At 70.6% G+C, this 22,224-nt stretch carries 18 protein-coding genes and 1 tRNA gene; 15 read left to right on the top strand and 4 right to left on the bottom strand.

Going from position 1 to position 22,224, the window contains the following annotated elements:
* Positions 1 to 45 precede the first annotated feature (45 nt).
* Both nudC and J3P36_RS07325 read left to right on the top strand, forming a co-directional pair.
* A complete protein-coding gene (gene nudC / locus J3P36_RS07330) occupies positions 46 to 993 on the top strand; it encodes an NAD(+) diphosphatase (RefSeq protein WP_210506754.1) in 948 nt (315 codons plus the stop codon).
* 28 nt (positions 994 to 1,021) lie between these two features.
* On the top strand, positions 1,022 to 2,740 hold the full coding sequence (locus tag J3P36_RS07325; protein WP_307806990.1) for an ATP-dependent helicase: 1,719 nt from the start codon (positions 1,022 to 1,024) through the stop codon (positions 2,738 to 2,740).
* Positions 2,741 to 3,674: 934 nt separating this feature from the next.
* On the opposite strand, the gene J3P36_RS07320 is transcribed toward J3P36_RS07325, so the two are convergent.
* Entirely contained in the window at positions 3,675 to 5,000 is a 1,326-nt protein-coding gene (locus J3P36_RS07320) for a zinc-dependent metalloprotease (protein ID WP_210506750.1), read from the bottom strand.
* Positions 5,001 to 5,172: 172 nt separating this feature from the next.
* Between J3P36_RS07320 and J3P36_RS07315 the strand changes: the two genes are divergently transcribed.
* From J3P36_RS07315 to J3P36_RS07290, 6 genes are all read left to right on the top strand, one after another.
* Complete coding sequence (locus J3P36_RS07315; protein ID WP_307806989.1) at positions 5,173 to 6,285, top strand: S16 family serine protease; 1,113 nt, start codon at positions 5,173 to 5,175, stop codon at positions 6,283 to 6,285.
* Positions 6,286 to 6,295: 10 nt separating this feature from the next.
* Positions 6,296 to 9,226, top strand: coding sequence for a UPF0182 family protein (locus tag J3P36_RS07310; RefSeq protein ID WP_210506746.1), 2,931 nt, complete (start codon positions 6,296 to 6,298; stop codon positions 9,224 to 9,226).
* Positions 9,227 to 9,392: 166 nt separating this feature from the next.
* Positions 9,393 to 10,253: an aldo/keto reductase gene (locus J3P36_RS07305; protein ID WP_210506744.1), complete on the top strand. Its 861-nt coding sequence runs from the start codon at positions 9,393 to 9,395 to the stop codon at positions 10,251 to 10,253.
* Positions 10,254 to 10,258: 5 nt separating this feature from the next.
* Complete coding sequence (locus J3P36_RS07300) at positions 10,259 to 11,239, top strand: aldo/keto reductase (protein ID WP_246854485.1); 981 nt, start codon at positions 10,259 to 10,261, stop codon at positions 11,237 to 11,239.
* A gap of 120 nt (positions 11,240 to 11,359) precedes the next feature.
* Positions 11,360 to 11,433 (top strand) — tRNA-Met (locus tag J3P36_RS07295).
* A gap of 352 nt (positions 11,434 to 11,785) precedes the next feature.
* Positions 11,786 to 11,986 (top strand): hypothetical protein, encoded by a 201-nt coding sequence (locus J3P36_RS07290; RefSeq protein WP_210506740.1) that lies wholly within the window; start codon positions 11,786 to 11,788, stop codon positions 11,984 to 11,986.
* Between the two features lie 141 nt (positions 11,987 to 12,127).
* On the opposite strand, the gene J3P36_RS16290 is transcribed toward J3P36_RS07290, so the two are convergent.
* From J3P36_RS16290 to rraA, 3 genes are read right to left on the bottom strand one after another with little or no spacing between them, the layout of a single operon-like run.
* Positions 12,128 to 12,859, bottom strand: coding sequence for a cupin domain-containing protein (locus J3P36_RS16290; protein WP_246854462.1), 732 nt, complete (start codon positions 12,857 to 12,859; stop codon positions 12,128 to 12,130).
* Entirely contained in the window at positions 12,856 to 14,226 is a 1,371-nt protein-coding gene (locus tag J3P36_RS07280; protein WP_210506738.1) for an NAD-dependent succinate-semialdehyde dehydrogenase, read from the bottom strand. The genes J3P36_RS16290 and J3P36_RS07280 overlap by 4 nt, the downstream gene beginning before the upstream one ends.
* A complete protein-coding gene (gene rraA / locus J3P36_RS07275; protein ID WP_210506736.1) occupies positions 14,226 to 14,693 on the bottom strand; it encodes a ribonuclease E activity regulator RraA in 468 nt (155 codons plus the stop codon). The genes J3P36_RS07280 and rraA overlap by 1 nt, the downstream gene beginning before the upstream one ends.
* Positions 14,694 to 14,911: 218 nt before the next feature.
* On the opposite strand from rraA, the gene J3P36_RS07270 reads away from it, so the two are divergent.
* The 7 genes from J3P36_RS07270 to J3P36_RS07240 form a co-directional block, all read left to right on the top strand.
* Complete coding sequence (locus tag J3P36_RS07270; protein WP_246854461.1) at positions 14,912 to 15,631, top strand: GntR family transcriptional regulator; 720 nt, start codon at positions 14,912 to 14,914, stop codon at positions 15,629 to 15,631.
* Between the two features lie 92 nt (positions 15,632 to 15,723).
* Positions 15,724 to 17,502, top strand: coding sequence for an iron ABC transporter permease (locus J3P36_RS07265; RefSeq protein WP_210506734.1), 1,779 nt, complete (start codon positions 15,724 to 15,726; stop codon positions 17,500 to 17,502).
* Positions 17,495 to 18,625, top strand: coding sequence for an ABC transporter ATP-binding protein (locus tag J3P36_RS07260; RefSeq protein WP_210506732.1), 1,131 nt, complete (start codon positions 17,495 to 17,497; stop codon positions 18,623 to 18,625). Before J3P36_RS07265 ends, J3P36_RS07260 begins: the two co-directional genes overlap by 8 nt.
* A gap of 31 nt (positions 18,626 to 18,656) precedes the next feature.
* Positions 18,657 to 19,757, top strand: coding sequence for an isocitrate/isopropylmalate dehydrogenase family protein (locus J3P36_RS07255; RefSeq protein ID WP_210506730.1), 1,101 nt, complete (start codon positions 18,657 to 18,659; stop codon positions 19,755 to 19,757).
* 6 nt (positions 19,758 to 19,763) lie between these two features.
* Complete coding sequence (locus J3P36_RS07250; protein WP_210506728.1) at positions 19,764 to 20,432, top strand: aspartate/glutamate racemase family protein; 669 nt, start codon at positions 19,764 to 19,766, stop codon at positions 20,430 to 20,432.
* Positions 20,429 to 21,697, top strand: coding sequence for a 3-oxo-tetronate kinase (gene otnK / locus J3P36_RS16755; RefSeq protein ID WP_210506726.1), 1,269 nt, complete (start codon positions 20,429 to 20,431; stop codon positions 21,695 to 21,697). The genes J3P36_RS07250 and otnK overlap by 4 nt, the downstream gene beginning before the upstream one ends.
* Positions 21,694 to 22,224: class II aldolase/adducin family protein (locus tag J3P36_RS07240; RefSeq protein WP_210506724.1), on the top strand; the 531-nt coding region annotated here is incomplete at its 3' end. The genes otnK and J3P36_RS07240, both read left to right, overlap by 4 nt.

Below are 22,224 nucleotides of genomic sequence, written 5' to 3'. Positions count from 1 at the left end.
GTCCCCCTCCTCCCCAGCCGATCGCCACGCAGAATGCCCAGGTCGATGCACGAATCGCTCACCTCGCAGCTGGCGCTCTCCCGGTCCTCCGTCGACCGCGACTACCTCACACGGTCGCGTCCGGGGCTCCTCGACGAGCTCCGCGCCGACCCCCGCACCCGTGCCGTGGTGCTCTCCCGCGGGGCCGCGCTGCTCGCCGACGGGAGCCGCCCGCACCTCGAGCTGCTGCCGCTGTCGGCGCTGCCGGCCGCCGACCTCGTCGTCTACCTCGGCCGCGCGCTCGAGGGCGACAGCGCGGGGTCACCGATCGTCGCGGCCGTCCTCGACGAAGCCGCCGCCGAGGCGCTGCAGGCGGACCGGGACCGCTGGGGCGACCTGCGCCGCCTGGGCGCCGACCTCGACTCGCTCGATGCGGGACTGTTCACGCAGGCGCTCGCGATCACGAACTGGCACGCCTCCCACGGCTTCTCCCCGCGCACGGGGGTGCCCACCCTCCCGGCGCAGGGCGGCTGGGTGCGTCACCCCGAGGGGGAGACCGAGGAGTCGGGCGGGCACCACGTCTTCCCGCGTACCGACCCCGCGATCATCGTCGGCGTCACAGACGAGCACGACCGGCTGCTGCTCGGCGCCAACGCGCTGTGGGGCGGCGATCGGTACTCGATCCTCGCCGGCTTCGTCGAGCCGGGCGAGTCGCTCGAGGCCGCCGTGGTCCGCGAGATCAAGGAGGAGTCGGGGCTCACCGTCATCGACCCCGTCTACGTCGGCTCCCAGCCGTGGCCGTTCCCCGCGTCGATCATGATCGGCTTCCGGGCGAAGGTGGACCCGGCGACGAGCCCCGACCCCGTGCCGGACGGGGTCGAGCTCATCGACCTCCGGTGGTTCAGCCGCGAGGACCTCGCCGACGGCACGCGCACCATCGGCATCCCCAGCCGGACGTCCATCGCCCGTGCGATCATCGAGCAGTGGTACGGCGGACCCCTCGACGCTCCCTGATCCTTCCGCGTCGCGCGGGAGCGGCCCGGTGACCGCGGAGGACCTCCTCGACGGGCTCGATCCGGAGCAGCGCGTCGCCGCCGAGACCCTCCTCGGGCCCGTCTGCCTCCTCGCGGGTGCCGGCACCGGCAAGACCCGGGCGATCACCCACCGCATCGCGTACGGCGTCGCGTCCGGGGTGTACCCGCCGAGCCGCGTCATGGCGCTCACCTTCACGAGCCGCGCCGCGGGCGAGCTGCGCAGCCGCCTCCGCGTGCTCGGCGCGGCGGGAGTGCAGGCGCGCACGTTCCACGCCGCGGCGCTCTCGCAGCTCAGCTACTTCTGGCCCCAGGTCGTCGGCGGCACCCTGCCCCGCGTGCTCGACAGCAAGGCGCGCCTCCTCGCGCAGGCCGCGGAGGGCGTCGGCGTCGCGGTCGACACCGCCGCGCTGCGCGACATCGCGGCCGAGATCGAGTGGCGCAAGGTGAGCGGCCTCTCCCTCGAGCAGTACGAGCAGCGTGCCGTCGACCGCGCGCTGCCGAACGGGCTCGACCCTCGCCGGGCGACGGCCATCCAGCGCCAGTACGAGGAGCTCAAGGACGCGCGACGGCAGCTCGACTTCGAGGACGTGCTGCTCGCGACGATCGGCATGATCGAGGAGGAGCCGCGCGTCGCGCAGCACGTGCGCGAGCAGTACCGGTTCTTCGTCGTGGACGAGTACCAGGACGTCTCCCCGCTGCAGCAGCAGCTGCTCGCCGCATGGATGGGCGACCGGCGCGACGTGTGCGTCGTCGGTGACGCCAGCCAGACCATCTACTCCTTCGCCGGCGCCCGGGCCGATTACCTGCTCGACTTCGGCTCCCGCTATCCCGACGCGTCCGTCATCCGCCTGGAGCGGAACTACCGGTCCGTCCCGGGCGTGGTCGCCGCCGCGAATCGCCTCATGCGCGACCGGCCGGGCGCCCTGTCCCTCGTCGCCGCGGCGCATCCCGCCGACGGGGCGGAGCCGGCGGTCGCCGCCCTGTCGTATCCGACCGAGCAGGCGGAGGCGCGGTCCATCGCCGACGACGTCGCGGTCCGTGCCGCCGCGGGCGAGCGGCTCCGCGACATCGCGGTGCTCTACCGCATCAACTCCCAGTCAGCCGCGTTCGAGGCGGCGTTCGCGGAACGGGGCATCGCCTGCGCGGTGCGCGGCTCCGAGCGGTTCTTCGAGAAGCGGGAGGTGAAGGAGGCGATGATGATGCTCCGCGCCGCCGCCCTCACGATGTCCTCGGACCCGCTCTTCAAGACGGTGAGCGACGTGCTCCGGTCGCTCGGCTGGTCGCAGCAGCCGCCCGAGACCCGAGGCGCCGTCCGCGACCGGTGGGAGTCGCTCGACACCCTGATGGGCCTCGCCGAGGAGGCGCCGGCCGGGACGACGCTCGCCCAGTTCGTCGAGGATCTCGCCGAGCGTCAGGCCGCGCAGCACGAGCCGACCGTCGATGCGGTCACCCTCGCCACGGTGCACTCGGCGAAGGGCCTCGAGTGGGAGCGCGTCTACCTCGCGGGGCTCTCGGAGGGGTACCTGCCGATCAGCTACGCGAAGACTCCGGGCGCGATCGAGGAGGAGCGCCGGCTGCTCTACGTGGGCATCACCCGGGCGCGATCCGCGCTGCGGCTGTCCTGGGCCTCGGCCGGTCCGCACCGCGCGTCGACCCGGGAGCCGTCCCGGTTCCTGGAAGAGCTCGGCACGAGCATCCGGGAGACGGCGGCCACCGCCGCTCGCTGATCAGCCCCCGCCGGCCGAGGCGCAGCGACCGCTCCTCGAGCCCGGTGCGGCTTCCGGCGCGGACGGCGTCCGCCACGCGGAGCAGCCGGACGGCGGCCTCGTGCACGAGCACCGCGTCACCCGCTGCCGCCGCCGGATGCCGTCCGTCGAGGAGCTGCGTGGCGATCACACCCCAGGCGGCGTCCTCCGCGACCCGGTGCCGGGCGGCGCAGGCGAGGCACGAGGTGCGGCCGGGCAGCACCATCGGGCCGAGCTCGACCTCCTCGTCGCCGAACACGACAGCGAGGTGCGGCACGTCGCGCCCGAGCCAGCGCGCCGCCGCCTCCGGGCGGACGACGTGCCCCGCGAGCAGCACCGCGAGGGCCGGCCGCTCGCCTGCCGCGGCGAGGCGCACCCCGGCCGAGCCGAGCGCGGCGGCGATGCGCGCGGCGGGGCCGGCGAGGCCGCCGGTCTCCAGTGCGACGGCGAGCGGGGCGCCCTGTGGAGCGGTCGCGACCACTGCGTCGCCGAGCCGGGCGAGCAGCCGATCGACGTCGTGCCCGGCCAGCCCGCACTCGCCGGCGACGACGTCGAGCCCGCCGCGCGTGGTGCCGATCCGGAGTGCCCGCACCAGCTGCTCCTCGGCCGGGGTGACGCCGGCGAGGACGCGGTCGGGCCGGTCGGCGCCGACCTGCAGGTCGGTGGGAGAGCGCCAGACGAGGGTGAGCCGGGGGTCGATGCGGAGAACCATGGCGGGCATGGTGCCCGCCGCCTCACGAACGCGTGACTGTTGTCCCCAGGGCGGCGCCGTCCCTCCCCAGGGCGAAAGTGCGGACGACGCCACCTGCGCGGATCAGGAGAATGGCGCCGATCAGGAAGGATCAGCCGTTTCGCACGCGATTCAGGACGACACGCCGTCTCGTGACGGGGATCTCCTGATCCGCGCCGGCCGGCCCTACCCCTCGGTGGGACGGTCCGAGTCGTCGTCGCGGAGGAGGTCCTCGATGGCCTGGTCCACGTCGTCGGCGGCCGGCGGCTCCTGCAGGCGCTTCACGAGCGCATCCGGGTCGTCGATGTCCGCCGAGGTGGGCAGCAGGTCGGGGTGCGACCACAGCTCGTCGCGCCTCTCCGGTCCGAGGGAGTCGCCGACGATCTGCCACATCGCGGCCGCCTCGCGGAGCCGGCGAGGTCGCAGCTCGAGGCCGACGAGGGTCGCGAAGGCGCGCTCCGCCGGCCCGCCCGCGGCACGGCGACGGCGCACCGTCTCCGCGATCGCGTCGGACTTCGGCAGCCGGGCTGTCGCGTGCGCGGTGACGACGTCGACCCAGCCCTCGACGAGCGCGAGCATCGTCTCGAGCCGCTGGAGCGCCGCCTGCTGGGCGGGTGTCTTCGGCGGGATGAGGGCGCCGCTCGAGAGCGCCTCGCGCAGGTTCTCGGGGTCGTTCGGGTCGAAGTTGGCGGCGAGCTCCTCGACGCGGCTGGTGTCGATGCGGATGCCGCGCGCGAACTCGGTGATGGAGGAGACGAGCTGCATGCGCAGCCATCGGGCGTGCCGGAACAGCCGGGCGTGCGCGATCTCGCGCACCGATAGGTACAGCGCGATCTGATCGGCCGGGATGTCGAGGCCCTCGCCGAACGCCTGCAGGTTCTGCGGCAGCACGGCGGCGCGGTCCTCGAGCAGCGGGATGCCGACGTCGCCGCCGGACACCACCTCGGCGCTCAGCGCGCCGACCACCTGGCCGAGCTGCACCGCGAAGAGCGTGCCGCCGATGCCGCGGACGAGACGCCCGGCGTGCTGCAGCATGCCCGCGACCTCCTCGGGCGCCTGCTCCTTCAGCACGGAGGTGAGGGCGTCGGCGATGCTCGAGGCGACCGGCTCGGCCAGCTGGCTCCAGAACGGCATCGTCTGCTCGATCCACTGCACGCGCGTCATCAGCTTCGGTGCCTCGGGCAGATCGGCGACGCTGGTCGCCTCCTCGAGCCACAGCGCGGCGAGGTGCATCGCCTGGTCGAGGTCACGGCGCTGCTGGTCGGTCGGCGTGAAGCTGGTGCGCGACGCGACCGCCTTCGCCTGGTCGGTGGCGACCTGCCAGTTGATGCCGTCGTCGGAGCCGCTCAGCGCGCCCTGCAGCTGGGCGAAGAGGCGGGCCATGCTCGCCGGGTCGGCCGGCAGGCCGGCCGATGCCGCCAGCTTGGCGGGGTCGACGCCCGCTCCGCCGGAGAGCAGCTCGCGCAGCATCTCGCGCAGCTCGTCCTCGGGCTCCTGATCGTCCGCGGCCATCGAGGCTCCTTCCGTCGGCGCCCGCCTCGGGGCGCCTTCCCAGCGGCACTCACGCAGGATCTACGGTAGTGCGGGAGCCGGGGCCGGAAGGTCCGCGAGGGCCCCGCCCCTGTCAGCCTCGCGCGAACAGCGCGTCAGCCTCGCGTGAGCCGCGCGCCGAGATCGGATGTCCGTGACCACCCCGACCGTCCAGCGTCCCCGGGCCGCCCGCCGTCCGGAGCCGCGTCGTCCCGCCGACCGGAGCAGCATCGGCTGGACCCTGCTCACGATCGCGCTGACCCTCGTGGTGCTCCTCGGGCTCAGCCCGTCCGGCTACGTCATCGAGCAGCCGGGCCCGGTCTACGACACCCTCGGCAGCCAGGGGGCGGACGGCGAGCCGCTGATCCGCATCGACGGCGCGGAGACGTACCCGACTGACGGCAGTCTCGACCTCACCACCGTCACGGTGGTCGGCTCGCCCCGCGGCACCCCCGACCTGATCCGCACCGCGCTCGCCTGGTTCGACCCGCGGAAGTCGGTGAAGCCGCTGGAGGCGGCGTTCCCCGCCGGCGTCTCCTCCGAGGAGCGGGACGAGCAGAGCAGGCTGCAGATGCAGAACTCGCAGCAGGAGGCCGTCGCCGCGGCCCTCACCGAGCTCGGCTACGACATCCCGCGCACCCTCACCGTCGAGGGCGTCGTCGAGGGGGCTCCCGCGGAGGGCCTGCTCGAGCAGGGCGACGAGGTCGTCTCGATCAACGGGTCCGAGGTCGCGAACCTCACCGAGGTGCGCGAGGCCATCGCGGCGAACGGCACCGACGCTCCCGCCGTGATCGGCATCGTCCGCGACGGCGAGGAGCGCACGATCGAGGTGACGCCGACCACTCAGCAGGGGCAGACCGTCGTCGGCGTCGGAGTCGGAGTGGCCTACGAGTTCCCGTTCGACGTCGAGATCGAGCTGCCGAACGTCGGCGGCCCCAGCGCCGGGATGGCGTTCGCGCTCGGCATCTACGACAAGCTGACGCCGGGCTCGCTGACGGGCGGCGAGCGCATCGCCGGCACGGGCACCATCGACGCGGAGGGCACTGTCGGCGCCATCGGCGGCATCCGGCAGAAGCTGTACGGCGCGCAGGCGGCAGGGGCCGACTGGTTCCTCGCGCCGGAGGCCAACTGCGACGCGGTCGTCGGACATGTCCCGGACGGCATGAACGTCGTCGCGGTCGGGACGCTCAGTGACGCGCTCGCCGCGGTGGAGGCCATCGCGGACGGTCAGCGGACGTCCGGATTGCCCACATGCACCGCCCGGTAGGCTCTGCACCGTGACGACCACAGCCGCCGCACCACGCCGGAGGAACCGCGCAACCCTCGCGATCACCGCGGGCATCGTCGCGGGCCTCCTCATCCTCTTCTTCATCTTCGCCGGGCTCTACGCCGACATCCTCTGGTTCGACCAGCTCGGCTTCCTCAACGTCCTGCTCACGCAGTGGGGCTGGGGGATCGGACTCTTCTTCGCGGGGTTCCTCGGGATGGCCGTCCCGGTCTTCCTGTCGATCTACCTCGCGTATCGGTTCCGCCCGATCTACGCGCGCCTCAACTCGCAGCTCGACCGCTACCAGCAGGTGATCGAGCCGCTGCGCCGGCTCGCGATGCTCGCCGTCCCCGGCGTCCTCGGCCTGTTCGCGGGGGTCTCCGCGGCGACCCGCTGGCAGACGGTTCTGCTCTACCTCAACCGCACCCCGTCGGATGCCGAGCCCGACCCGCAGTTCGGCCTCAACATCTCCTTCTACCTGTTCGACCTGCCCTTCCTGCACGGGCTCGTCGGCTTCGCCTCGGCGGTCGTCCTGGTCGCCGGCATCGCGGGCATCGCGACCACCTACCTCTACGGCGCCCTCCGGGTCACCGGGCGTGAGGTGCGGCTCGCGAAGGCCGCCCGCGTCCAGATCGCCGTCACCGCCGCCATCTACCTGGCGCTGCAGGCGGTCAGCATCTACCTGGACCAGTTCCTGACCCTGAGCCAGACCGGCAGCCTCATCACCGGCGCGAGCTACGCCGACGTGAACGGCACCATCCCGGCCCGCGTGATCATCTCGATCGTGGCGGGGCTCGTCGCGCTGCTCTTCATCGTGACGGCGATCATCGGCCGCTGGCGGCTCCCCGTCATCGGCACGGTCCTGCTCATCATCACGAGCCTCGTCGCCGGCTCGATCTACCCGTGGGTCGTCCAGCGCTTCCAGGTGGACCCGAGCGAGCTGAGCCTCGAGCGGCCCTACATCCAGAAGAACATCGACCAGACGCGCGTCGCCTACGGCGTCGACGACGTCCAGGAGATCCCGTACGAGGCGACCACCGAGGCGGAGCCGGGCGCCCTGCGCGCCGACGCGGAGACGACCGCGAACATCCGCATCCTCGACCCCGCGATCGTGTCGCCGTCGTTCGGCCAGCTGCAGCAGTTCCGGCAGTACTACGCGTTCGCCCGCGACCTGGACGTCGACCGCTACGAGATCGACGGGCAGACGCAGGACACGGTCGTCGCGGTCCGCGAGCTCAACCAGGACGGGCTCGGGGACGGGCAGACCTGGTACAACCGCACCGTCGTCTACACGCACGGCTACGGCGTGGTCGCCGCCTACGGCAACCAGCGCTCCGCCGACGGCCAGCCGGTGTTCCTCGAGTCGGGCATCCCGACGAGCAACAACCTCGGCGACTACGAGCCGCGCATCTACTTCGGCGAGAACTCGCCCGCCTACTCGATCGTCGGCGCTCCGGAGGGCACCGAGCCGATCGAGCTCGACTATCCGTCGGGCGGCGGCGACGCCGAGAGCGACGCCAACCAGGTCTACACGACCTTCGACGGCGACGGCGGGCCGCAGCTGAACAACTGGTTCACCCGCCTCATCTACGCCCTCAAGTTCCAGTCGGAGCAGGTGTTCCTCTCCAACGCGGTGAACAACGAGTCGCAGATCCTCTACGACCGCGACCCGAAGACCCGCGTCGAGAAGGTCGCCCCGTATCTGACGCTCGACTCGGACGCCTATCCGGCGGTCGTGGACGGCCGGATCCAGTGGATCATCGACGGCTACACGACCTCGTCGTCGTACCCGTACTCGAGCACGCGAAGCCTGAGCGAGTCGATCGCCGACACGTACACGCCGGCCCCGGCGTATGCCGTCGACGACATCAACTACATCCGCAACGCGGTGAAGGCGACGGTCGACGCGTACAGCGGCGAGGTCACCCTCTACGCGTGGGATCAGGACGACCCGATCATCCAGTCCTGGCAGAAGGTGTTCCCGAACGAGCTGCGGCCGATGACGGAGATGTCGGCGGAGCTGATGAGCCACGTCCGCTACCCGGCCGACCTGTTCAAGGTGCAGCGCTCGGTGCTCGGCCAGTACCACGTCGAGGACGCCGGCTCCTGGTACCAGCGCGACAACGCCTGGCGCGCGCCGAACGACCCGACCTCGCCGGCCTCCAACCCGACCCTGCAGCCGCCGTACTACCTGACGATGCAGATCCCGGAGTCGGACGGCCCGTCGTACACGCTGTACTCGACGTTCATCCCGAACCGGCAGGGCGCCGAGAGCCGGAGCATCCTCACCGGCTACCTGGCCGTCGACTCGGATGCCGGCGCCACGAAGGGCGAGGTCGCCGAAGGCTACGGCGCGCTGCGGCTGCTGACGCTGCCGAACAACGTGCCGGGCCCCGGCCAGGTGCAGAACGCGTTCAACTCGGACACCGACGTGGCGAACCAGCTGGCGCTGCTCACCCGCGGTGACACCTCCATCGACCGCGGCAACCTGCTGACCCTCCCGGTCGGCGGCGGGCTGCTCTACGTGCAGCCGGTCTACGTCCGGTCGAGCGGTGAGACGGCGTTCCCGCTGCTGCGCAAGGTGCTCGTCTCCTTCGGCGACCAGATCGCATTCGAGGACACCCTCGACCAGGCGCTCGACCAGCTGTTCGGAGGCGACTCCGGTGCGGACGCCGGCGACACCGACGTGCCGCCCGAGACCGACGAGCCGGCGACGGACGGCGGCACCGACACCCCGGCCGAGGAGCCGACGGACGAGGCGCCGACCACGCCGACGACGCCGAGCGACAACCCGGAGCTGCAGCAGGCCCTGGAGGACGCCAACCAGGCGCTCCAGGATCGCGAGGCCGCGTACCGCAGCAACGACCTGGTGGCGGCGGCCGAGGCCGACGCCCGCCTCCAGGACGCGGTGGAGCGCGCCCTCGCCGCCTCCGGCGGCTGATCGGAACATCCATCCGGGCCGGTTCGGCTCATCCGGGTCACCTAGGAGACCCGGATGAGCCGAATCGGCCCGCTCCCATATCCCGCCGTCCTCCACTGCGCGACCCCTCAACTCGCTGCGACCTCGCCGGGTAGCGTCGAACGGTCACAACGGGGAGGACTCACGCATGCAGCAGCGACGGATCGGCGACACCGAGCTCGGAGCGATCGGACTCGGCGGGATGCCGATGTCGATCGAGGGCAGGCCCGACGAGGAGCGGTCGATCGCGACGATCCACGCCGCGCTCGACGCGGGGATCACGCTGATCGACACCGCCGACTCGTACCACCTGAAGGCGGACGAGGTCGGCCACAACGAGGAGCTGATCGCGAAGGCGCTGCGCAGCTACGGCGGCGACACCTCGGGCGTCCTCGTCGCGACGAAGGGCGGACATCTCCGCCCGGGCGACGGGTCCTGGACGCTCAACGGCCGCCCGGACTACCTCAAGAAGGCGGCGAAGGCGTCCGCACAGCGCCTCGGCGTCGACGCGATCGGGCTGTACCAGTTCCACCGCCCCGACCCGGAGGTGCCCTACGAGGACTCGGTCGGCGCGATCCGCGACCTGCTCGACGAGGGCGTCATCCGGATGGCCGGCATCTCGAACGCGAACCCGGAGCGCATCCGGCTGTCGCAGGAGATCCTCGGCGGCCGCCTGGTCTCGGTGCAGAACCAGTTCTCGCCCGCCTTCCGCAGCAGCGAGCCGGAGCTCGAGCTGTGCGCCGAGCTCGGCATCGCGTTCCTGCCCTGGAGCCCGCTCGGCGGCATCGCCCGCGCCGGCGGCCTCGGCACGAGCTTCGCCGCGTTCCAGCGGATCGCCCGCAAGTACGACGTGAGCCCGCAGCGCGTCTGCCTCGCCTGGGAGCTCGCGCTCGCGCCGGTCGTGATCCCGATCCCCGGCGCCTCGCGCCCGGAGAGCATCCGCGACTCCGCCCAGGCCCCCGACCTCGAGCTGACCGCCGAGGACGTCGCCGAGCTGTCCGGGGAGTGACCGCGATGAAGACCTCGCTGCCCACCCGCCGACTCGGCCGCACCGACCTGGACATCACGCGCGTCGGCTTCGGCGCGTGGGCGCTCGGCGGCATGGAGGGCGCCAACAGCTGGGGGCCGCAGGACGACGACGTGTCGGTCGCGACCATCCACCACGCGATCGCGCAGGGCGTCAACTGGATCGACACCGCCGCCATCTACGGCACCGGCCACTCCGAGGAGGTCGTCGGCCGCGCTCTCCGCGAGCTGCCCGAGACGGACCGGCCGTTCGTCTTCACGAAGGGCGGGCTCGTCTGGGACGAGCAGAACCGCCGCGCCGCCTCGCGCCGCGTCGGCGATGCCGCCGCGATCCGGCAGGGCGTCGAGGACTCCCTCCGCCGCCTCGGCGTCGACCGCATCGACCTGTACCAGCTGCACTGGCCGCCGGAGGACGGCACCCCGGTCGAGGAGTACTGGCAGACGTTCGTCGAGCTCCGGGAGAGCGGCAAGGTGCGCGCGATCGGCCTCAGCAACCACGGTGTGCCGGAGCTCGAGCGAGCGGAGGCGATCGGCCACGTCGACTCCCTCCAGCCGCCGTTCTCGGCGATCCGCCGGGCGACCGCCGACGAGCTGCTGCCCTGGTGCGCCGACCACGAGACCGGCGTCATCGTCTACAGCCCGATGGGCTCCGGGCTGCTCACCGGTGCGTTCAGCCGCGAGCGCTTCGACGCGCTGGCGGAGAACGACTGGCGCCGCCGCAGCCCCGAGTTCACCGAGAACCTCGACCGCAACCTCGCCGTGGCGGCCGCACTCGGCGAGGTGGGGGAGCGCCACGGGGTCAGCGCTGCCGCCGCTGCCGCCGCCTGGACGCTCGGCTTCCGCGGCGTCACCGGCGCCATCGTCGGCGCCCGAAGCCCGGAGCAGATCGACGGCTGGCTGCCGGCGGCGACCCTCGAGCTGACCGACGACGACTACGCCCTCGTCGACCGGGCGACCACGGCAGCCTGAGGAATCCGGGCCGGATCGGCGGATCCGGGCCTCCTAGGTGGCCCGGAAGTGCCGTTCCGGCCCGTCCTCGCCCGCGGCGGTCAGACCTGCTCGTTGAGTCTGGTAAAGTAGAAGACGTGCCGCGGGGTGGAGCAGCTCGGTAGCTCGCTGGGCTCATAACCCAGAGGTCGCAGGTTCAAATCCTGTCCCCGCAACGAAAAAGAAGGCCCGGAACCGCATGGTTTCGGGCCTTCTGTCATTCTCTCTGTCCAGGGGATGGACTAGAGCAGCCAGCCCCTGTGGCCTTCGCTGCCACGAGCGGATCGTCTGATGGCGACCCTCGAAGGGCAAGTGCGCGCCGCCAGCGACGCCATCGAGAAGAACTCTCGATGATCACGGCGGACCGAGGGTTCCTCTCCAAGAAATTGCTGCAGTACCTCCGCGATCTCGTTCTGGGCGCACACCAACGATGGGGCGCAACGCTTCACCTATCAGACGCAGTTCGACCCGGCTCGGGACTTCGCGAAGGCGCAGGCCAAGTACCGGCCGCTGACGCGGTTCCACGCGATGCTCCAGGTCAGCGTGTCGCACTTCTCGTCGGCCGTGCGGGCGGCTGCCGCGGGACACCCGCTTGTTTCGACGCTCAACCTTCACATCCTTGCCACAGATCCCGAAGGCGAGGTCCGGGAGGCGGCGCTGCTCCAGCTCCTGACGCGCGGCGTGGACGAGTACGAGAGCGTTCTGGCGGCGCTCGCCCACGACCTATAGGGAGGGAGCGTCGTCCACGTTCACTCGCAGAGAGCCTCCATGCCCGTCGGAAACCGGTTCCACGCAGACTGCCCTGGTCGGCGGGCAACTGTCGCAGAATTTGCGCCAGTTCCCCGCCAACCACCGCGCCGGGTACGCCGGCTAGAAACCCGTGAGGACGTTGCGGACGTGTTCCACTTGCGGGGGTGCGGCGAGGTGCGGACCGATGAGCGCGCGCCACTCTAGGAAGGCGTCCGACTCCCTGAAGTGCACCATATGGTCCTCCACCGTCTCCCAGCCCACCAGGAGCGTGTAGCGCTGCGGCTGTTCCTCGGACTTCTCGAGCGTGAGCGTCCGGGAGCCGCGTGCGGCTTGGAACAGCGGGACGGCCGTGCGCACCGCCTCCTCGAAGTCGGCCCCGTGGCCCGGCAGGACGTCGAACTGCGCGATCTCGCGAACCGGTTTCACTTCGTGGTCGCGTGAGGCCTTCTCGTCGTCGACGCGACCGTGCTTCCCGGTCGAAACGATGGTCCGTGTCGCGTCGAGAGAGCCGTAGGTCCAGAAGATCCGCATAGACGCGGTCGCGGACGCGTTCGTGAAATGATGCGGGATGTTCGCCGGGACGAACGTCGTGTCGAAGGTGCGGAGACGCGTCTCGACCCCGTCGATGTCGACCATCGCGTCGCCCTCGATGACCATCACGGACTCCGCGACGTTGTGCGTGTGGTGCGCGATGGACGAGCCCGGCCCAAATTCGGTGATCCCGTTGAGGTAGGTCGTTCCTCCGCGCGCGGCGGTGACGAGGGGGATGGTCCTCGCACCGTTGCCGCGGTCGTTCGCCGGAAGCTCGTCCGGCCGGAAAATCCGGGGCCGTTGCGTGTCGGTGGTGCTCATCGTGCAGGTCCGATCCAGACGGTCTTGATGTTGACGAATTCGCGGAGGCCGAAGACGCTCAGCTCGCGCCCGTAGCCGGAGTTCTTGATGCCGCCGAAGGGGAGGCGCGCGTCCGAGGCCACCATGCCGTTGACGAACACGGCGCCCGCGTCGATGCGCGGGACAATGCGCCGTGCCTCGTCGAGGTCCGCGGTCCATACGGCAGCGCCGAGACCGTACTCGGTGGCGTTGGCGAGCTCAATCGCCTCTTCGGTATCCCGCACTCGAGTGATGCTGGCGACGGGGCCGAACGTCTCTTCTGTGAACGCGACGCCGTCGCGGGTCACATGGTCGAGGATCGTCGGCGGATAGAAGTAGCCCGGACCGTCGATGGGCTCGCCGCCCAGCACCACAGTCGCGCCCCCGTCGACGGTACGGCGCACCTGGTCGTGCAGGGCATCCCGGAGGTTGGCGCGCGCGAGAGGGCCGATCGTCGTCGACTCCTCCAGTGGGTCGCCCAGCTTCAGGGCGGCGGCCTTCTCGGCGAACAGCTCGACGAAGCGGTCAGCGACCTCCTCGACGACGAGGAAGCGCTTCGCGTTCACGCAGCTCTGGCCATTCGCGGTGAACCGGGATTTGACGGCGACCGTCGTCGCTGCCTCCAGGTCGGCGTCGGCCAGCACGAGGAACGGGTCCGAGCCGCCCAGCTCGAGGACCTGCTTTTTGAGGTGCCGCCCGGCCTGGCCTGCCACGATCCTGCCGACTTCAGTAGATCCCGTGAGTGTGACGGCGGCGATGCGCTCGTCAGCGATGAGCCCCGCCACCTCGGCGGAGTCGATCAGCAGAGAGGAGACGAGTCCTTCGGGCGCGCCGGCGTCGCGGATGATCTGCTCCACAAGCAGTGCGCACCCCGGCACGTTCGCCGCGTGCTTGAGGATGGCCGCGTTGCCGGCCGCGAGGGCGGGTGCCGCGAAGCGGAAGAACTGCCAGAACGGGTAGTTCCACGGCATGATCGCAAGAACGGCCCCGAGTGGTTCGTAGCTGACGCCGCTTTCGGATGCCGAAGACTCGATCGCCTCGAATGCCAGGAACGCTTCCGCGTTCTCCGCGTAGTAGTCCAGGGTGACGGCGCTCTTCTCGACTTCGGCGCGAGCCTCGCCAATCGGCTTGCCCATCTCCAAGGTGATCGTTTGCGCGTACTGCTCGTGCCCGTCGCGAAGCCGGTTGGCTACCGCCCTCAATAGCGCTGCCCGGCTCGTCGGGGACGTGCGGCGCCATGCTCGCTGTGCCGCGACGGCGGCGTCGAGCGCGCGATCGACCTCCTCGCGGGTGTGCGCGGGGTACTCGCCGAGCGCTTCCCCGGTTGCGGGGTTGATCGCTCGGAACATCACCGTTCGACCAAGATGCCGTCGAGGTCGCTGTAGAGCGTGGCGCCCGGGCGGAATCGGACGCCGCTGAACTCCACCTCCACGTCGACCTCGCCGGTGCGCTCCTTGGTGCTCTTGCGCGGGTTCGTGCCCAGCGCCTTCACGCCGAGCTCGATGCGGGAGATGGCGACCTGGTCGCGGATGGCGCCGTTGATTACGACGCCGGCCCAGCCGTTCTGCGCGGCGAGGAGAGCGATCTGGTCGCCCATGAGCGCCCGCTCGAGCGAGCCGCCTCCGTCGATGACCAGAACCGCTCCGTCACCGGGGGTGGAGACGACCTCCTTCAGCAGGGCGTTGTCCTCAAAGCAGCGGACGGTTCGCACGGGACCGGAGAAGTCGGCGACTCCGCCGAACGAGCGGAACTGCGTCCAGACGGACTGGAGCTCCTCCCCGAACTCGTCGTACAGGTCCGCGGTGGGCTGAGGCATCATCGCTCCTTCTCTCGCCGACGACGGCGGTGGCGACGCGGAGACGGATCATCGCCGCGTTGCAGGGAAGGTTATAACGAAGATGTGACACCTGCAGCCCTCAAGAAGTTTTCACTGCGCGACGGGAGGGAACTTCCGCATGTTTCTAAGGCAGCCGGGCGGGTGTAGCCGCCTGCGTCGCGCGGCGCACGGAAATCGGAGGTTATAACCTCGCCTCGATGCTGTTACAGTCCATCGCGGAGGTGCTGACAATGACGACCGCAGAGTCCTACTCGACCAAGAGCCAGTTCGCCTACGGGCTCGTGCGCGACCGGATCCTGGCCCATCAGTACGGCCCAGGTCAGGTGCTCAACCAGGCGACCCTCGCGAAGGAGCTGGGCATCAGCACCACCCCCTTGCGCGAGGCGCTGCGCCGGCTGTCCACTGAGGGGCTCGTCGAGCTGCAGTCACACCGGGACGCGCGGGTCACCGACCTCTCCTCGGAGGAGGCCAGGGATCTCGTCGAGATCCGCCTCGCGCTCGACCCGCTGGCCGCGTCCCTCGCGGCGCAGCGCCGCACCCGGGAGGACATCGCCGAACTCCGCGCGGCGGCGACCGGGATGGTGCCGCTGCCGAACGACCCCGCGCTCTCGCAGCTGATCGCGCACCGGCGCTTCCACCGCGCGATCTATCTCGCGGCGCACAACGACATCCTCGCCGCGACGCTCGACGGCCTTTGGGACAAGGCGGACCGCTACCGCCTCGTCGGCCTCCAGGTGCCGCGCGACCAGCCGGAGCGCGATGAGCGCGCTTCGGAGCACCAGCTCCTGCTCGACAGCATCATCGCCGGCGACGGCGAGCTCGCCGCCGAGACGATGCGGAAGCACATCGGCGCGAGCCTCGGCGCAAAGGCCGCCTTCCGGCTGGGCGTCCCAGGTTCGCCTACTCCCACCGTCTGACCACAGGGCCCTCCCGCCCACCCACGAACCCAGCACTGCACTCGAAGGAGAGATGACATGTCGAAGCCCAGCCGGACCGGAGGGAGCGCGTCATGACGAACGTGCTGACCCGGCCCCGCGGCGCGGACGCCGCCCCCAACGGCCCCGAGCAGTATCCCGCCCCTCGCTATCGCAGCCTCCTCGGCGCGGACCGCAGCAGCTGGCTCTACTGGGCCACGATCATCGTCCTCGCGGTGCTCGTCCTCGCCCCGGTGGTTCCCACGCTGATCCAGGCGCTCTCGGATCGGCCGCTCTACGAGTCGGGCGGCGTCTTCACCCTCGACAACTTCGTCCGGCTGTTCACCGAGGCGGACTTCGGCATGGTCGCCCTGACCACACTGGCGTTCGCCGGCCTGACGACGATACTCACCATCCTCATCGCCGTTCCCATGGCGATCGTCGTGGTCCGCACCGACATCCCCGGCCGGCGCATCTTCGGCGTCGGCATGCAGTGGCCCTTCTTCATCTCCTCCCTGATCCTCGGCTTCGGCTGGATCACGATGTACGGGCCCGCCGGCTTCGTCAGCACGTGGGTTCGCTCCGCCGTAGGCACAGTGCCCTGGGACCTCTACACGATCCCCGGCATGGCTTTGACCGAGGCGGTTGCCCTGGCCCCAATTGCCTACCTCTTCTGCGCTAACGCACTGCGCAATGCGGACGCGAGCCTGGAGGGCGCGGCGCAGACCGTCGGCGCCGGCCCGTTCCAGATTTTGCGCAGCGTGGTGGTCCCCATGCTGCGGCCGCCGGTGGTCTACAGCTCGATTCTCGTGTTCTCGATGTCCGTTGAGACGCTGAGTGTGCCGCTGCTGTACGGCCAGCCGGTCGGCATCACCGTCTTCGCGACGTTCCTCTACAAGAACGGCCTGCAGTCCATCAACCCGGACTACGGCATCCTCGGCGCCGCGTCGACGATCATCCTGCTCGTCACCGTTCTCCTCGTGGTCATTCAGGGGAAGCTGCTGCGGGAGGCGAAGCGGTTCGTCTCCGTGCGTGGCAAGGCAACGCGGCCGCGACTGCTCGACCTCGGCTGGATCAAGTGGCCGGCCGTGGTCTTCATCGTGATCTACCTCCTCTTCGGTGCGGTCATCCCCATCGGTGGACTCGTGTTCCGGTCCTTCACGGCCTTCTTCACCCCGCTGGCCAACCCGTTCAACGCACTCACCCTCGCGAACTACCAGCGCATCTGGGAGTTCCCGGTCTACCTCGCCTCGATCCGCAACAGCCTGATCGTCGCAGCCGTAGGCGCCGTGCTCGTCAGCGTTCTTGCCACGATCGCCGTGGTCGTTGCCCGCCGCTCGACATTCCGCTACCGCAAGCTGATCGAGTACCTGGCCCTCGCCCCGCAGGCGATGCCCGGACTCATCATCGGAATCGGCCTGTTCTGGGCGTTCGCGTTCGCGCCGTTCGGGCTCGGCGCCATTGTCCAGGGCACCCTGGCCGCGATCATCATCGGTTTCGGCCTCCGCGCGCTGCCGAGCGCCTTCGGGTCCATCTCACCGGCGGTGATGCAGGTGGGGGAGGAGCTCGACAACGCCGCCCGCGTCTCCGGCGCGGACTGGCTGCGGACCTTCACCCGCATCCTCTCGCGGCTCATCACCCCCGCATTCGGTGCCGCCCTGGTGCTCTCGTTCGTCACGATGCTCAAGGAGTACTCGCCCGCGATCTTCCTGGGGTCCGCCAAGACCAATGTCATCGGCACGACGATGCTCGAGCTCTGGGTCCAGGGCAACTCGGGTTCCGTCGCCGCTCTCGCCACCATCCAGATCGTCATCACCGCCGTCTTCGTCGGTGTCGCCGGCCTGCTCATGAAGGGAAACAAGATCGATGCCTGACGTCGTCGTCTCGCAATTGAAGAAGGAATTCGGCGGCAACACCGTGCTGCACGAAGTCAGCCTGACCATCAAGGACGGGGAGTTCTTCACCCTCCTCGGCCCCAGCGGCTGCGGCAAGTCCACCACGCTGTCCTGCCTCGCCGGCCTGGAGAAGCCCACCTCGGGGGTGATCTCAATCGGAGAGGAAACGTTCTTCGACGGCGAGCGGAACAAGTTCGTCCCGCCGGAGGCGCGCAACCTCGGGATGGTGTTCCAGTCCTACGCGCTGTGGCCGCACATGACGCTGGCGCAGAACCTGGCGATGCCGCTCAAGCTGCGCAAGGTGCCCAAGGGCGAGCAGCAGACGCTGATCCACGACGCGCTCGACAAGGTCGGCATGGCACACCTGGCGGACCGCTACCCGCACCAGCTCTCCGGAGGCCAGCAGCAGCGCGTGGCCCTCGCCCGCGCGCTCGTGTACTCGCCGCGCGTCCTGCTGCTCGACGAGCCGCTGTCGAACCTCGACGCGAAGCTCCGCGAGCAGGCCCGGGTGTGGCTCAAGCGGCTGCAGTCGGAGCTCGGCATCACCACCATCTACGTCACCCACGACCAGGAGGAGGCGCTGGCGATGAGCGACCGCATCGCGGTCATGTCGTCCGGTCATCTGCTGCAGGTGGGCTCTCCCGAGGACATCTACGAGCGCCCCGCCACCGCCGAGGTAGCCGCGTTCATCGGACGATCCAACTTCATCGACGGCACCATCCGCTCAGTCGTTGAAGGAAAGGCACGGGTCGTAGTGGAGGACGCCACCGCCGAGTTCGAGGTGCACGCCGATCGCGGCTTCGCGGCCGGCGACGCCGTCACCGTCGCGTTCCGTCCCGAGCGCGCCACTCTCGTGGACGCCTCGGCGGCCGCCCCGGACGCGTCGGTCCTCCTGCCCGGCGACATCCTCGCCACGGCGTACGTCGGCTCCCGCGTCGAGTACACCGTCCGCTTCGGCAAGCGCACCCTCCTCGTCGACCACTACCGCGGCGGGTTCACCGGCCCGGTCAACGTGGCCCTCCCCGAGGACGCGGTCCGCCTCTACCCCCGAACCGACGTCGTCCCCGAGGACGTCGAAGAGCTCATGGCCGTCACGGTCTGATCAGCGAAGCCACCACGAGAGGAAAACCCCTGTGACCACCAACCAGTACCGCCTCGGCGTCCTCCTGGGCGACGGCATCGGACCCGAGATCGTCCCGTCCGCCGTCGCCATCCTCGACGCCGCGGTCGCGGCAGCGGGCGCGTCCCCGATCGAGTGGACCGAGCTGCCGCTCGGCCGCGCCGCGATCGACGAGTACGGCGACGCCGTTCCGTCGGCGACCCTCGAAGCCCTCGACAACGTCGACGCCTGGCTCCTCGGCCCGCACGACAGCGCCTCCTACCCGGAGCCACACAAGTCGAAGCTCAACCCCAGCGGCACCATCCGCAAGCACTTCCAGCTGTACGCCAACATCCGCCCCGCGAAGGCGTTCCCGGGCGGAAACGCGATCGTGCCAGGCACGGACCTCGTCATCGTGCGCGAGAACACCGAGGGGTTCTACGCCGACCGCAACACGTTCGCCGGCACTGGCGAGTTCATGCCGACCCCGGACGTCGCGATCGCCCACGGCATCATCACCCGCAAGGCCACCGAGCGCATTGCGCACGAGGCGTTCAAGCTGGCGCGCACGCGGTCGAAGAAGGTGACCATCGTGCACAAGGCCAACGTGCTACGACTGACCACCGGCCTGTTCCGCGACGTCACCCGCGAGGTGGCCCAGCAATACCCGGACGTGGAGGTCAACGACTTCCACATCGACGCCGCCACCGTGCACCTGGTGCGCCGCGCGAACCGCTTCGACGTCATCGTCACGGAGAACATGTTCGGCGACATCCTCTCCGACCTGGCGGGCGAGGTGGCCGGATCTCTCGGCATCGCCCCGTCGATCAACTCCTCGGACACGCACGCGATGGCGCAAGCGTCGCACGGCAGCGCCCCCGACATCGCGGGACGCAACATCGCCAACCCGATCGCAATGATCCTCTCGTCGGCGATGCTGCTGCGCTGGCTCGGCGCCAAGTTCCAGGACGACGCGATCCTCGCCGCCGCCGACATCGTCGAGGACGCCGTCGAGCGGACCGTCGTCGAGGGGACCGCGACGAAGGACATGGGCGGGTCGGCCAGCACGACCGAGTTCACCGACGCCGTCGTCGCCGCCACGCGATCCGGTGTCCCCGCCGCCCAGGGAGCCTGAGCCAAGATGCGAACCGGTCCCCTCGTCGCCCTCGTGAGCGCCGTCCCCGCGGCGATCCCGCCCGCCGTCGCCGCACTCGAGGAAGCCATGCCGGACGCGCGTGTGTGGAACATTCTCGATGACCGGCTGATCGACGACGCGAACGAGGCCGGCGGGGTGACCGGTGAGCTGGACGCGCGCATGCGCCGGCTCATCGACCACGCCATCCGCGAGGGCGCCGACGCCGTGCTGCTCACATGCTCGCTCTACGGCTTCGTCGCCCGCGACATTGCGGCCGGCGCGACAATCCCGGTTCTCGGACCGGACGACGCAGCCTTCGAGGCGGTGCGGACGGGCGGCTACTCGTCGATCTACCTCGTCTCCTCGGTCGAACTGGCCCTCGCCGACTCGACCACTCGCCTGCGTGAGCACCTCGGCGACGCGGCGGACGGGCTCGAGATCCACCCGGTGTTCGCACCCGCCGCCCTCGCACCGAGCCGGGCGGGCGACGCGGCCGGTGCGGCGTCGGCCATCGCCGACGCTGTCGAGCACACCGTCGGGTCCGCGGACGCTGTCATCTTCGCCCAGTACTCGCTCGCACCGGCAGCGCAGCTCTTGGAGCAGCGCCTCGGCCTCCCGGTCCTGACAGGGCCCGGCAAGGCCGCCAGTCTGCTCGGGGAACGGCTCCGCTCGTGATCGGCGCGATCGCGGACGACTTCACTGGTGCGACCGACGTTGCGGTCGCCTTCCGGCGGGCGGGACTCAGAACGGTGGTGCTCTTCGGGCTCCCGTCCGGTGACCTCGACCTGCCCGAGCACGATGCCGTCGTCGTCGGCCTCAAGACGAGGACGATCCCAACAGCGGACGCGGTGGATCAGTCGCTCGCGGCGGCCGACTGGCTGGAGACTCACGGCGCCCGGCAGTTCTACTTCAAGTACTGCTCCACCTTCGACTCCCGCCCCGACGGCAATATCGGCCCGGTGGCCGACGCGCTCGCGGAGCGATTCGCGGCGGGACTCGTCGCGATGGTCCCCGCCTCGCCCGAGCACGGGCGGACCCAGTACCTGGGGTACCTCTTCGTCGGGCCAGTGCTGCTGTCGGAGTCGCCGATGCGCCACCATCCGCTCACACCGATGACCGACTCGTTCATCCCTCGTGTGCTCGAACCGCAGACGAGCGGCAGCGTCGGCCTGATCGCTCACGACGTGGTGCGTCGGGGACCGTACGCCGTGGCCGCGGAGTTGGCGCGCCACGCTGACATCGGGGACCGGTATGCGGTGATCGACGCGATCGAGGCCGCCGACCTCGTCGCCATCGGCGGCGCAGTCGTCGACCACGTCCTCATCGGTGGTGGCGCCGGACTGGCTGGGGGGCTGGGGCGGGCGCTCGCCGCCGCCGGTCGCGCCGTCCCGGAGACCCTTGCCCCGGATCCGGTGGGGCAGGTGCCGGCCGTCGTGCTGGCCGGGAGCTGCTCGTACCGGACACTCGAGCAGGTCGCCGTCATGCTCTCGTCGCATGACTCCTACTTCCTCGACGCCGCCGGAGTGCCCGATGCGGCGGAGCTCGCTCGCCGCGCCCTCGCCTGGTACGACTCGGCCGAGCGCAGCACTCCGCCGCTGATCTACTCCTCCGTCCCACCTCAACAGCTGCGCCGGGTGCAGGACGAACTCGGTGTGGACGCCGCATCACGAATTCTCGAGGACGCGGCCGGTCGGATTGCGACAGGGCTCGTCGCACGCGGCGTCCGTCGGCTCGTCGTCGCCGGCGGCGAGACCTCCGGCGCGGTCGTCGGCGCCCTCGGCGCGACCGGGGGAGTGATCGGCGCGGAGGCCGCGCCCGGCGTCCCGTGGATCTACACACCGGACGGGCTCGCCTTGCTGCTGAAGTCCGGCAACTTCGGGGACCCCGAGCTCCTCGTGCGCGCGGTCTCCATCCCGTCCGACCAGGAGGTGCGCGCATGAGGGTCCGCGACCCGCGGGAGGCGATGGTCGAGGCCGCACACTCGCTCTTCTCCCGTGGTCTCACCCATGGCAGCACCGGGAACGTCAGCGTGCGCGACGGCGACAGCATCCTCGTAACTCCCACGGGCGGCAGCCTCGGGAGTCTCGCCGAGGACGACATCTCGACCATCGATGTCCGCGGCCGGCACGTCGACGGCCCGAAGCCGTCCAAGGAGGCGTTCCTCCACGCCGCCATGCTGCGCGCCCGGCCGGGCGACCGCGCCGTCGTGCACACGCACTCCACGCATGCCGCTGCCGTCTCGTGCCTCGACGGGCTCGACCCGCAGAACGCGCTGCCGCCGCTCACCGCCTACTTCGTCATGCGCATCGGCCGGCTGCCCCTGATCCCGTTCCACGCGCCTGGGGATTCTTCTCTGGAGCCCTTGGCCGAGCAGGTGGCCGCCGACCATCGCGCCCTGCTCCTCAGCAACCACGGACCCGTGGTCTCCGGTCCCTCCCTCCCCGCTGCGCTCGACGCGGTGGAGGAA

Source organism: Naasia sp. SYSU D00057, from assembly GCF_017916505.1.
GTDB lineage: Bacteria > Actinomycetota > Actinomycetes > Actinomycetales > Microbacteriaceae > Naasia.
The sequence above is the reverse complement of the archived record's forward strand: the minus strand, read 5'-3'. Positions and strand labels throughout refer to the sequence as shown.

Bases quoted from the DNA above. Each gene is read 5' to 3' on its own strand.
- J3P36_RS07300 (WP_246854485.1), top strand. From the start codon at position 10,259: ATGAAGACCTCGCTGCCCACCCGCCGACTCGGCCGCACCGACCTGGAC.
- J3P36_RS07280 (WP_210506738.1), bottom strand. From the start codon at position 14,226: ATGTTCCGAGCGATCAACCCCGCAACCGGGGAAGCGCTCGGCGAGTAC.
- J3P36_RS07265 (WP_210506734.1), top strand. From the start codon at position 15,724: ATGACGAACGTGCTGACCCGGCCCCGCGGCGCGGACGCCGCCCCCAAC.
- J3P36_RS07305 (WP_210506744.1), top strand. From the start codon at position 9,393: ATGCAGCAGCGACGGATCGGCGACACCGAGCTCGGAGCGATCGGACTC.
- nudC (WP_210506754.1), top strand. From the start codon at position 46: ATGCACGAATCGCTCACCTCGCAGCTGGCGCTCTCCCGGTCCTCCGTC.
- J3P36_RS07320 (WP_210506750.1), bottom strand. From the start codon at position 5,000: ATGGCCGCGGACGATCAGGAGCCCGAGGACGAGCTGCGCGAGATGCTG.
- J3P36_RS07250 (WP_210506728.1), top strand. From the start codon at position 19,764: ATGCGAACCGGTCCCCTCGTCGCCCTCGTGAGCGCCGTCCCCGCGGCG.
- J3P36_RS07290 (WP_210506740.1), top strand. From the start codon at position 11,786: ATGCTCCAGGTCAGCGTGTCGCACTTCTCGTCGGCCGTGCGGGCGGCT.
- J3P36_RS07260 (WP_210506732.1), top strand. From the start codon at position 17,495: ATGCCTGACGTCGTCGTCTCGCAATTGAAGAAGGAATTCGGCGGCAAC.
- J3P36_RS16290 (WP_246854462.1), bottom strand. From the start codon at position 12,859: ATGAGCACCACCGACACGCAACGGCCCCGGATTTTCCGGCCGGACGAG.
- J3P36_RS07270 (WP_246854461.1), top strand. From the start codon at position 14,912: ATGCTGTTACAGTCCATCGCGGAGGTGCTGACAATGACGACCGCAGAG.
- rraA (WP_210506736.1), bottom strand. From the start codon at position 14,693: ATGCCTCAGCCCACCGCGGACCTGTACGACGAGTTCGGGGAGGAGCTC.